General features: G+C 71.8%; 8 protein-coding genes. 6 read left to right on the forward strand and 2 right to left on the reverse strand.

Going from position 1 to position 11,681, the window contains the following annotated elements; translation table 11 throughout:
* Positions 1-17: 17 nt before the first annotated feature.
* Positions 18-1,439 carry an endo-1,4-beta-xylanase gene (locus GA0070618_RS29490; protein WP_088984554.1) on the reverse strand — a complete coding sequence of 474 codons (1,422 nt, stop codon included), beginning with the start codon at positions 1,437-1,439 and terminating at the stop codon, positions 18-20.
* Between the two features lie 421 nt (positions 1,440-1,860).
* On the reverse strand, positions 1,861-2,859 hold the full coding sequence (locus GA0070618_RS29495) for an acetylxylan esterase (RefSeq protein WP_088984555.1): 999 nt from the start codon (positions 2,857-2,859) through the stop codon (positions 1,861-1,863).
* Between the two features lie 352 nt (positions 2,860-3,211).
* Here GA0070618_RS29495 and GA0070618_RS29500 point away from each other — a divergent pair, with 352 nt between their 5' ends.
* The 6 genes from GA0070618_RS29500 (at position 3,212) to GA0070618_RS29525 (ending at position 11,678) form a co-directional block, all read left to right on the forward strand.
* Positions 3,212-5,683 carry a glycoside hydrolase family 3 N-terminal domain-containing protein gene (locus tag GA0070618_RS29500; RefSeq protein ID WP_088984556.1) on the forward strand — a complete coding sequence of 824 codons (2,472 nt, stop codon included), beginning with the start codon at positions 3,212-3,214 and terminating at the stop codon, positions 5,681-5,683.
* 10 nt (positions 5,684-5,693) lie between these two features.
* Entirely contained in the window at positions 5,694-6,680 is a 987-nt protein-coding gene (locus GA0070618_RS29505; RefSeq protein WP_231931501.1) for an ABC transporter permease, read from the forward strand.
* The gene (locus GA0070618_RS29510; RefSeq protein ID WP_231931502.1) at positions 6,677-7,588 is read left to right on the forward strand and encodes a carbohydrate ABC transporter permease; all 912 of its coding nucleotides are present in this window, start codon (positions 6,677-6,679) and stop codon (positions 7,586-7,588) included. Before GA0070618_RS29505 ends, GA0070618_RS29510 begins: the two co-directional genes overlap by 4 nt.
* A 42-nt stretch (positions 7,589-7,630) precedes the next feature.
* Positions 7,631-9,265 carry an ABC transporter substrate-binding protein gene (locus GA0070618_RS29515; RefSeq protein ID WP_088984558.1) on the forward strand — a complete coding sequence of 545 codons (1,635 nt, stop codon included), beginning with the start codon at positions 7,631-7,633 and terminating at the stop codon, positions 9,263-9,265.
* Between the two features lie 101 nt (positions 9,266-9,366).
* Entirely contained in the window at positions 9,367-10,992 is a 1,626-nt protein-coding gene (locus GA0070618_RS29520) for a GH39 family glycosyl hydrolase (protein ID WP_088984559.1), read from the forward strand.
* A complete protein-coding gene (locus tag GA0070618_RS29525; protein ID WP_088984560.1) occupies positions 10,989-11,678 on the forward strand; it encodes a hypothetical protein in 690 nt (229 codons plus the stop codon). The genes GA0070618_RS29520 and GA0070618_RS29525 overlap by 4 nt, the downstream gene beginning before the upstream one ends.
* Positions 11,679-11,681: the final 3 nt, after the last annotated feature.

An 11,681-nucleotide genomic window follows, 5' to 3' on the forward strand; every position in this document is an offset into this window, starting at 1 on the left:
CGTCACCGGCCGGGCGGTCAGCCCGCCGTGCAGGTGGGGGTGCCGGTCGGACCGGTACCCGTTCCCTGGAACCCGAACTCGGTGCTGGCACCGGGGGCGAGCTGACCGTTGTAGTCGACGTTACGGAAGGTCAACGCGCCGCTGGTGCCGCTGGCCCGCGCGCTCCAGGTGTTCGTCAGCGCACTGCCGGAGGGGAGGGCGACCGCGACGGTCCAGCCGTTGAGGCCGGCGGAACCGGCGGTCACCCGGACCGTGGCCACGAATCCACCGGTCCACGAGTTCAGCGACACCGTGGCGGCGCAGGCCCCGACCGGCGGCGGGGTGGTCGGCGGAGGCGTGGTCGGCGGAGGCGTGGTCGGCGGAGGCGTTGTGGGCGGCGGGGTGGTGCCGCCGCCGTTGAGGGCGTTCAGGGTCGAGGTGTACGCCGGCTTCTTGTTGCCGCTGCCGTCGAAGAGCAGCGGGGTGCCGCTGGCCCGCCAGGAGTCGGTGTCCCGGATGCCCCAGACGGTGATGCCGGTACACCGGGCCACGGCCAGGCAGGCCCGGACCACCCGGCCGTAGTTGTCGGCCTGGGCCTGCCCCGAGCCCTCGATGTCCAGTTCGGTGATCTGCACGTCGACGCCGAGCGCGGCGAAGCTCGACAGCGTCGTCTGGTAGTTCGCCGGTACCGGCGACTGGGGGTTGAAGTGGGACTGGAGGCCGACGCAGTCGATCGGTACGCCCCGGGTCTTGAAGTCCCGGACCATGGTGTAGACGGCCTGGGTCTTGGCGTGCGTCCAGTCGTCGGTGTTGTAGTCGTTGTAGCAGAGCTTGGCGGTCGGGTCGGCGGCCCGCGCGGTCCGGAAGGCCACCTCGATCCAGTCGTTGCCGGTGCGCTGGAGGTTGGAGTCACGGCGCGCTCCGGTGCTGCCGTCGGCGAACGCCTCGTTCACCACGTCCCAGGAATGGATCTTGCCTCGGTAGTAGCTCGCCACCTGGGTGATGTGGTTGACCATCGCCGACCGCAACGCGGTCCCGCTCATGTTCTGCGCCCAGCCGGGCTGCTGGGAGTGCCAGGCCAGGGCGTGTCCGCGCACCATCATCCCGTTGGCCCGGGCGTGGTTGACGATCCGGTCTGCGTTGGCGAAGGTGAACTGGCCCTGCGACGGTTCGGTCGCGTCCCACTTCATCTCGTTCTCCGCCGTCACGGAGTTGAACTCGCGGTTGAGGATGCCGACGTAGACGGAGTCGGAGAGCTTGTTCGCGGCCACCGCGGTGCCGAAGTAGCGGCCCGTCTCGCCGGCCGCCGTCGCGAGGGTGGTCCCGGCACTGGCACTGGAGGACGCCACGACCACCGTGGTGGCGACGAGAGCGACTCCCAGCGCGGCCGACAACCACCCCGCGCGGGTCCGTGGTCCGGTAACCGGACGCCCGCTGTCGCGGGCGAACAGGTCGTTCATGACAGCTGCCTTTCGCTGAGCTGCACGGATGGGAAGGCTGCCCCGACCACTGCCCCACCATGGCGGCCGGCTCGGCGTCGGCGTGGTCGCCCGGAAGCCACGTCGACCGGTCCGGCTGCTCGACCACCATGGGTTGATCGAAGCTCCTGTATCCGCACAGTATCGAAACAGCCCCGAAACCTCAACGGCCGGGCAGAGTCCTCGCCGCGCCCTGCATCGCCATGGCCGCACACGCCGATTGCGCAACACCCCATCCGAACAGGGCATCGATCGACATCGGACGCCAGACGACGAGGATCGACACTCGCCGGAGCCCTCGGTTGAGATTCCGAAAGTTTCGGCACCGCGGGCCCGCCCGCCCCGGCCCGCGCCCACCGCCACCCGACGTTCGCCGACGGCCCAGCGGGCCGGGGCGGCCACCCTAACCGGCCGTGGCGACCTGCGCGGCGAGCCAGCGGAGCTGGTGACGCTGCTGCACGGCCTCGCCTCCCTCGTGCTGGTTGAACGGGTAGATGTGGATCTCGCGCGTCGGCGGGGTCGACCGGCCGTTGCCGGCACCGTACTGGTTGTAGGCGGCGAAGCCGGTGCTCGGCGGGCAGACGGTGTCCCGCAGCCCGATTCCGAACTGCGCGGGCGCGACCGCCCGGCGGGCGAAGGCCACCCCGTCGACGTAGGACAGGGTCCGCATGACCGCCTCCTCGACCCCCCGGTTCGCGGCCAGGTAGCCGACGATCTCCCCGTACGGCGAGGCGTCGGTCAACTCGATGGCCCGCTGGACGTGACAGAGGAAGGGTGCCGTGGGGAGCACGGCCGCCAGGTCGTCGACGAGCCCGGCCACCGCGAGGGCGAGCCCGCCGCCCTGGCTGTTCCCGGCGACGACGACCCGGCCGGGGTCCACCCCGGGCAGCGCCCGGACGGCCTGGACCGCGCGGACCGCGTCGGTGATCAACCGTCGGTAGTAGTAGTCCCCGGGCGTCAGGATTCCCCAGGTCACCGGCCACGGGCCGCCGGGCGCCCCGGCGCGGGGGTCGGGAGTGTCGCCGGCACCGTAGCGGCCGGCCTGGCCCCGGGAGTCCATCAGCAGGTGGGCGTAGCCGGCCACCGGCCAGGTGAGCCGTTCGTGCGGCAGGCCCCGGCCGCGGCCGTAGCCGAGGTACTCCACCACGGCGGGCAGCGGATGGTCGACGCCGGCCGGGCGGGTGTACCAGGCCCGGACCGGGTCGCCCCCGAACCCGGCGAAGGTGACGTCCCAGGTGTCGACCAGGCGCAGGTCCGTCGGTTCGGCACGGACGTCGACGAGCACCGGGACGGCCGCCGCCTCCCGCAGGGTGGTCCGCCAGAACGCGTCGAAGTCGTCCGGCTCGGCCACCACCGGCGCGTACCGGCGCAACTCGTCGAGGGGAAGGTCGAACAGAGGCACGGCACCCTCCCGGGGGTTCGGGGGTGGACGGGTGGGCGGGACGGAAACCGGCCGACAAGCCGCCGATCAGCACCCGAAATTTTCGGCCCACCATACCAGTCCTTCGATGAAGGACGGAGACCTTCATCTATCGGCTGAGCAGCCCGCCGAGCGGCGGAGCAGACGATCCGGACGCCCACCAACGCTTACCAGCAGCCTATTCCGCACCTTGACAGGCCCGATCGATCCTCATAGGTTGCCCGACACGAGCGCCGGAACACTCTTCGAAACTTTTCGGGGATCAGTTCGGCGACCACGTGTGGCGGTCGGCCCCACCGGGGCGGTTCGCCGGCACCGACCGGAAGGGTGTGGCATGGAGAGTCTGTTGCCCGTCGACGACAGCCCGGCCTCCCCCGACGCCGTTCGGTGGCGGGACCGGACCCTGTCCCCCGCCGAACGGGCCGACGCGCTCATCCCGTTGATGACCCTGGAGGAGAAGATCGCCCAGCTCGTCGGCGTCTGGGTGGGCGCGGACGCCTCCGGGGAAGGGGTCGCCCCGCACCAGGCCGACATGGTCGACGGCGGGTTGTCGTGGGACACCGTCATCCGCCACGGGCTCGGTCAACTCACCCGGCCGTTCGGCACCGCGCCGGTCGACCCGGTCCAGGGGGCACGCTCGCTGGCCACGGCCCAGGCCCGGATCGCGGCAACCAGCCGGTTCGGGATCCCGGCCCAGGTGCACGAGGAATGCCTGACCGGCTTCGCCGCCTGGCGTGCGACCGTCTACCCCGCGCCGCTGAGCTGGGGCGCGTCCTTCGACCCGGAACTGGTCGAGGAGATGGCGCACCGGATCGGCCGGTCCATGCGCGCCGCCGGGGTCCACCAGGGTCTCGCCCCGGTGCTGGACGTGACCCGCGACTACCGGTGGGGCCGCACCGAGGAGACCATCGGCGAGGACCCGTACCTGGTCGGGACCGCCGGCGCGGCGTACGTCCGGGGCCTGGAGTCCGCCGGGGTGGTCGCCACCTGCAAGCACTTCGCCGGCTACTCGGCGTCCCGGGGCGGACGCAACCTGGCCCCGGTGTCGATGGGCCGCCGGGAACTGGCCGACGTCATCCTGCCACCGTTCGAGATGGCGCTGCGGCTGGGCGGCGCCCGCTCGGTGATGCACTCCTACACCGAGATCGACGGGGTGCCCGTCGCCGCCGACGAACACCTGTTGACCCGGGTACTCCGCGACGAGTGGGGGTTCACCGGCACGGTCGTGGCGGACTACTTCGCCGTCCGTTTCCTGGAGACCCTGCACGGCGTGGCCGCCGGACCGGCGGACGCCGCCCGGATCGCCCTGCGCGCCGGCATCGACGTCGAACTGCCCACCGTGGACGCCTTCGGCGCTCCGCTGGTGACGGCGGTCCGCTCCGGTGCGGTCGAGGAGGCGCTCGTCGACCGCGCGCTGCGCCGGGTGCTCGTGCAGAAGATCGAACTCGGCCTGCTGGACGAGGAGTGGCAGCCGTACCCGGACGGCCTCGACGGCCTCGTGTTCGACGACAAGGCCGACCGGGACGTCGCCCTGCGCCTGGCCCGCGAGTCGGTCGTCCTGCTACGCAACGACGACGGGCTGCTGCCGCTGGCCCCCGGGCGACGCGTCGCGCTCGTCGGTCCGGTCGCCGACGACCCGATGGCCCTGCTCGGCTGCTACTCGTTCCCCCTGCACGTGGGGGTACGGCATCCCGGGCACGACGTGGGCGTGGACATCCCCTCGCTGCGTGACGCCCTCGCCGGGCTGCACCCACGACTCGGTCACGTGCCCGGTTGCGCGGTCACCGGCGAGGACACCTCGGGCATCCCGGCGGCGGTCGCCGCAGCCGCCGACGCCGACGTCTGCGTGCTGGCCGTCGGGGACCGTGCCGGCATGTTCGGCCGGGGCACCTCCGGCGAGGGCTGCGACGCGGTCGACCTGCGGCTGCCCGGCGTGCAGGGCGACCTGGTCCGCGCCGTGCTCGCCACCGGCACCCCGGTGGTCCTGGTGCTGCTCACCGGGCGGCCGTACGCGCTCGGTCCCGAGTTCGACCGGGCCGCCGCCGTCGTGCAGGCGTTCTTCCCCGGCCAGCGGGGGGCGCAGGCGGTGGCCGAGGTGCTCACCGGCGCGGTGAACCCGTCCGGGCGGCTGCCGGTCAGTGTGCCCCGGGACGCGGGCGGACTGCCGGGCACCTACCTCTCCCCCGTCCTGGGCCGCCGCTCCGAGGTGTCGTCGGTCGACCCCACGCCGGCCTTCCCGTTCGGCCACGGCCTCGGCTACACCAGCTTCGACTGGTGCGACCCGACCGTCCGGAACCCCACCGACCCGCCGGTCAGCAGCGCCCCGGGAAGCGGCGGGGGCCGACCGGGGACAAGCCACGACCCGGAGACCGACACAGGCGCGCCGGGGACCGGGAGCGGTCGGCCGGTCGACTGGGCGGTCGACGGCGAGGTCCGCGTCGAGGTCACCGTCCGCAACACCGGTACCCGCCCCGGCACCGAGGTCGTCCAGCTCTACCTGCACGACCCGGTCGCGCAGACCACCCGACCGGTGGTCCGCCTGATCGGTTACGTCCGGGTGCCGCTGGCGCCGGGCTCGGCAGCGCGGGTCGTCTTCGAGGTGCCCGCCGACGTCACGTCCTTCACCGGCGTACACGGTCGGCGCGTCGTCGAGCCCGGCGACGTGGAGCTGCGGCTCTCCCGGTCCAGCGCCGACGTGGTCGCCGCCCTGCCGCTACGCCTGGTGGGCGCCGAACGCGAGGTCGGCCACCACCGGCGGCTGCTGTCGACCGCCCGGGTCGAACCCGTCCCCGCGCACCACGCCTAGGGGGTCGACGATGCGCGCTCCCGGCATGCTGCGCCCACCACCGGACCGGGGCCGCGCCCTGCCGCCCGGCGGTGCCGCCGGCCGTCGCCGGCCCCGCCGCGGCTGGCGGCGGGCGCTGCGGCGGGACTGGCAGCTCTACTCACTGGCCGTCCTGCCGCTGCTGTTCTTCCTGGTCTTCCGGTATCTGCCGATGGCCGGGAACGTGATCGCCTTCCGGCGCTTCGAGCCCGGCGGCAGCATCTTCGGCGAACGGTGGGTCGGCCTGCGGTACGTCCGGATGTTCCTCGCCGACCCCACGTTCTGGGAGGTGTTCACCAACACCCTGGTCCTGGGCGCGTTGACCCTGCTGTTCTGCTTTCCGCTGCCGATCGTGCTGGCCCTGCTGCTCAACGAGGTCCGGGCCCGTCGGCTCAAGCGGATCGTCCAGTCGGTGTCCTACCTGCCGCACTTCCTCTCCATCGTGATCGTGGCGGCGATGGTGATGCAGTTGCTCTCGGTGGACGGCACGGTCAACCAGATCGTCGGCGCGTTCGGCGGCGAGGAGGTGCCGTTCCTGCAACGGCCGGAGTGGTTCCGCACCGTCTACGTCTCCTCGGAAGTCTGGCAGACCGTCGGCTGGGGCACGATCCTCTACCTCGCCGCGCTGACCACGATCGACGACGACCTCTACGAGGCGGCCCGGATCGACGGCGCGAACCGGTGGCGGCAGACCTGGCACGTCACCCTGCCGGGTATCCGACCGACGATGGTGACGCTGCTGATCCTCAACATCGGCACGTTCATGGCGGTCGGGTTCGAGAAGATCCTGCTGCTGTACAACCCGTTGACCTATCCGACCGCCGACGTCATCTCCACGTACCTGTACCGGATGGGCTTCGAGTCCAGCAACTTCAGCTACGCCGCGGCGATCGGGCTCTTCGAGGCCCTGATCGGGCTGGTCCTGGTGCTCACCGCGAACACCATCTCCCGTCGCGCGGTGGGGACGAGCCTGTGGTGACCGTCGGACGTCGGCGGCCCGGCCGTCCCCGGGGCCACCGGCCGGGCCGGGGCCGGCGGGTGTTCCAGGCGGTCAACGCGATCGTGCTGACCGGCGTGGTGGTCGTGACGCTGTACCCGTTCGTCACCATCGTGGCCCGGTCGCTGAGCGACGAGGCGGAGATCATCGCCGGCCGGGTGAACCTGATCCCGCGCGGGTTCGACCTCACCACGTACCGGCTGGTGATGTCGGACTCGATGTTCTGGACCAACTACCGCAACACGGTGGTGTACACCGTCCTCGCCACCGCCATCTCGATCGTCCTGACCACCTGCTACGCGTACGTGCTGGCCAAGCCGCACCTGCGGGGGCGGGGCGCGCTGGTCGGGGTCGCGGTGTTCACCATGTTCTTCTCCGGCGGACTGATCCCGAACTACGTGCTGGTCTCCAGCCTGGGCATGACGAACACCATCTGGGCGGTGGTGGTGCCGAACGCCATCAACGTGTTCAACCTGCTGGTGATGAAGGCGTTCTTCGAGAGCCTGCCGACCGAGCTGGAGGAGGCCGCCGCCGTCGACGGCCTGAACACCTACGGCACCCTGCTGCGGATCGTGCTGCCGTTGTCCAAGGCGGTCGTCGCCACGATGGTGCTGTTCTACGCGGTCTCCTTCTGGAACTCGTGGTTCACCGCGTTCCTCTACCTGGACCGGCAGGAGCTGTTCCCGGTCACGGTGTACCTGCGCAACCTGATCGCCGGGGCCACCGGGGCGCAGTCCGCCGGCGGGGTCGCCGACGACGACGCGGTGCAGGCCGCCGCCACCCTCCAGTCCGTCACCATCGTGCTCACCACGCTGCCGATCCTGCTGGTCTACCCCTTCGTCCAGCGGTACTTCGTGTCCGGGGTCATGCTCGGCGCGGTCAAGGGCTGACCGGCGGCACCCCACCCCACCCGACCGACGAAAGGACCAGCCATGGTGCACCGCACGTGGCGCCGCGCGGCCATCCTCGTGGCCGGCCTGCTCACCCTCAGCCTCACCGCCTGCTCCGAGGACTCCCCCGACGCGAAGGACCTCTCCGGCAACCGGGCCGGCGCGATGACCGGGTACGGCGTCGGCGACCAGTTCACCGCCACCGAACCGGTCTCCTTCTCGATCCTCTACAACAACCATCCGAACTATCCGTTGAAGAAGGAGTGGGCGTTCTGGTCGGAGCTGACCCGGCGGACCGGGGTGACGCTCGAACCGGTCGCGGTGCCGCTGAGCGACTACGAGCAGAAACGCAGCCTGCTGATCGGCGCCGGGGACGCCCCGATGATCATCCCGAAGACGTACCACCCGCAGGAGAACGCCTTCGTCTCCTCCGGGGCGGTCCTGCCGGTCAGCGACTACCTCGACCTGATGCCGCACCTCAAGGACCGGATCGCGCGGTGGAACCTCCAGCCTGAGATCGACTCGCTGCGGCAGTCCGACGGCAAGTTCTACCTGCTCCCGGGGGTGCACGAGAAGCCCACCGCCGAGTACTCGCTGGCCGTGCGCGCCGACATCCTCGACCAGCTCGGCCTGGCCGTGCCGAGGACCTGGGACGAGCTGTACACCGTGCTCAAGGCGATGAAGGCGCGGTACCCGGACTCGTACCCGTTCTCCGATCGGTGGAGCCGGCCCACCCCCGGTGGCAGCCTGCTGAACATCCTCGGCGCGTCCTACGGCACCAGTGGCGGCTGGGGATACCAGCACGCCACCTGGGATCCGTCCGCCGGGAAGTTCGTCTACACCGGCGCCACCGAGCAGTACAAGCAGATGCTCCAGTACCTACACCGGCTGGTGGCCGAAGGCCTGCTCGACCCGGAGAGCTTCACGCAGAGCGACGAGGCGGCCCGGCAGAAGCTCGCCAACGGCCGGTCGTTCGTCATCGGCGCCAACGCGCAGACCCTGGTCAACGACAACCGGCCGGACCTGGCGAAGAACCGGCCGGACGCCCGACTGGTCAAGATCCCACTGCCGGTCGGGCCGGCCGGGGAGATCAACCCCGCCAGCCGCCTGGAGGGCGGCATCATGATCTCCAAGAAGGCCCGGGAGAGCGCGCACTTCGTGGCGATGATGCAGTTCGTCGACTGGCTCTGGTACTCCGACGCCGGGCAGGAGTTCGCCCGCTGGGGCGTCGAGGGGACGACCTTCACGAAGGACGCCACCGGCCGGCGGGTCCTGGCCGCCGACGTGAACGTCGTCGGGCTCAACCCGAAGGCCGACCGGCACCTGCAGAAGGACTTCGGCTTCTACAACGGCGTGTTCGCCTACGGCGGCACCACCGAGCTGGTGCAGTCGTTCTTCTCCGCCGAGGAGCGGGAGTTCCAGCAGGTGATGAACGCCCGCCGGCCGCTTCCGGTACCGCCGCCGGCCCCGCTCACCGACGACGAACGGGAACAGGCGTCGCTCTGGGAGACCCCGCTGAAGGACCACGTCACCCAGATGACGCTGCGGTTCGTCCTCGGTCAGCGGCCGTTGGGCGAGTGGGACGCGTACGTCGCCGAACTGCGGGCGAAGAACGCGCAGGCGTACCTGGACCTGGTGAACAAGGCCCACGAGCGCTACCGGAAGGACAACGGCTGACCCCCGCGGGCCCGGGACAGCGGGCCCACCACCCGGCGCGTCGCGGTGCGCGGTGGCACCGCGACGCGCCGGACGCCCACGGCGACCGGGAGAGGACGACGATGCGCATCCACGTGCCGGACCAACCGACGGGCCGGCTCGGCGACGCCTGGCGGGCCTGCGTGGGCACCGGCCGGTTCGAGCTGGCATTGCGACGCGACCACCAGGACTCGCTCGCCCTGGCCCAACGGGAGATCGGCTTCCGGCACATCCGGGGGCACGGCCTGCTCAGCGACGGCGTCGGCGTGCACCGCCCGTACGAGTACCGGGGCACGCGTCACGTCCGGCACGCGTTCACCTACGTCGACCAGGTGATCGACGCCTGGCTGGCCCTCGGCGTACGGCCGTTCCTGGAACTGGGCTTCATGCCGTCCGGCCTGGCCTCCGGCGACCAGACGGTGTTCTGGTGGCGGGGGAACGTCACCCCGCCCCGGTCCTGGCGGGAGTGGGCCGACCTGGTCCGGGCCACGCTGACGCACCTGGTCGACCGGTACGGGCTCGACGAGGTGCGCGGCTGGCCGATCGAGGTGTGGAACGAGCCCAACCTGACCGCCTTCTGGCGCGACGCCGACCGGGACGCCTACCACCGGCTGTACGAGGTCACCGCGCACACGGTCAAGGAGGTCGACGCGGGGCTACGGGTCGGCGGCCCGGCTATCTCCCCCGGGGCGGACGAGTGGCTCCCCGCGTTCGCCGAGTTCACCGCCGACCGGGCGGTGCCGGTCGACTTCGTCAGCCGGCACGCGTACACCTCCGGTCCGGCGCGCCACGTGCCGTTCGGCACCCACCAGACCCTCGCCCCGGCGGCCAGCCTGCTGGAGCAGTTCGCCGCGCCGCGCCGGCACCTGGCCGGCACCGCCCTGGCCGGGTTGCCCGTGCACGTCACCGAGTTCAACTCCTCCTACCGGCCGGACAACGCGGTGCACGACACCGCCTTCCACGCCGCGTACCTCGCCCCGGTCCTGGCCGCCGGTGGCGACCTCGTCGACTCCTTCTCGTACTGGACCTTCAGCGACGTGTTCGAGGAGGTGGGGGTGCCGACCGCGCTGTTCCACGGCGGTTTCGGCCTGCTCACCCACCGGCAGGTCAAGAAGCCGGCATACCACCTGTACGCGTTCCTGGCCCGGATGGGCGAGCATGTGCTCGCCCGGGGCGTGGACCACCTGGTCACCCGGGACGACACCGGCCGGGTCACCGTGCTGGCCTGGGCTCCGGTGGACGTCACCGGACGGGATCCGGTCGACCGGCACCGGCTGGCCCTCTCGGTTCCGCTCGGGCCGCCCGGCGACCGGTCGGCGTCCCCACCGGGGACGGGATCCCCACCGCGGTCGGCGTTCCTGCTGCGGTCGTCGGTGAGCGAGGAGGCCGGGAACGCCTGGCGGGCCTGGTGCGAGCTGGGGCGTCCCCACTCCCCCGGGCCGCGCCAGCTCGACCTGCTGCGGGAGGCCGCCGAGCCGGGCCGTACCCATCGGAGCGTGCCGGTGGTGGCCGGCCGGGTCGACCTCGACCTGGACCTCTCCCGGCACGAGGTGACCCTGGTCGAGCTGGTCCCGGTCCGCGACGAAACCCCACCCTGGTGGCACGACCACGCGCGGCCTGGGGGTGAGCAGGGGCCCCCTGTTACCGCTTTTTGTCGAACAGGGGACCCCTGCTACCACCCGGGCGGCGGAGCGGAGGAGCGAAAATGAGCACGGTCGCCTCCACGCGCCGGCAGTTCGGCGACGGACCGCTGTCCCGCATCGCGGCACGGGTGCACATCCTGCTGGTGGTCGAGGCGCTGCTGCTGGCGACCAGCCTGCCCGGCCTGGTGCCGCTGGTCCTGCTCAGCCGGGACGCGAGCAACCTGCCGCTGGTCGCCGCCTGTGCCGTACCGCTCGGGCCGGCGGTGTCCGCCGCGCTGCACACCCTGCACCACCAGCGCCCGGACGTCACCGACCTGCGCCCCGCCACCGTCTTCTGGCGCGGGTACCGGGCCAACCTCGGGCCGGTGCTGCGCGTCTGGCTCCCCACCCTGGCCTGGTTGACCGTCGTCGCGGTGAACCTGGCCCACCTTTCCGACGCGGGAGTGCCCGGCTGGTGGGCGGTGCTGCTGGTCGTGGTCGCCGGGGTGGTCGTCCTCGCCGGAACCAACGCGCTGGTGATCACCACGCTGTTCGTGTTCCGGACCCGTGACGTCGTCCGCCTCGCGCTGTACTTCCTCGTCCGCGCTCCGCAGGTGGCCCTCGGTCACGCCGCCCTGCTGGCGGCCGTCGCCGCCGTCACCGCGGTCACCTCGGAGGCGGTGGTGGCGCTGGCGGGCGCGCTGATGGTTCTCGCGCTGCGGCACATCGCCGCGCCGATGACCGGCATCATCCGGAAGGAATGGACGGCATGACGC

Source organism: Micromonospora echinospora, from assembly GCF_900091495.1.
Taxonomy (GTDB): Bacteria; Actinomycetota; Actinomycetes; order Mycobacteriales; family Micromonosporaceae; genus Micromonospora; species Micromonospora echinospora.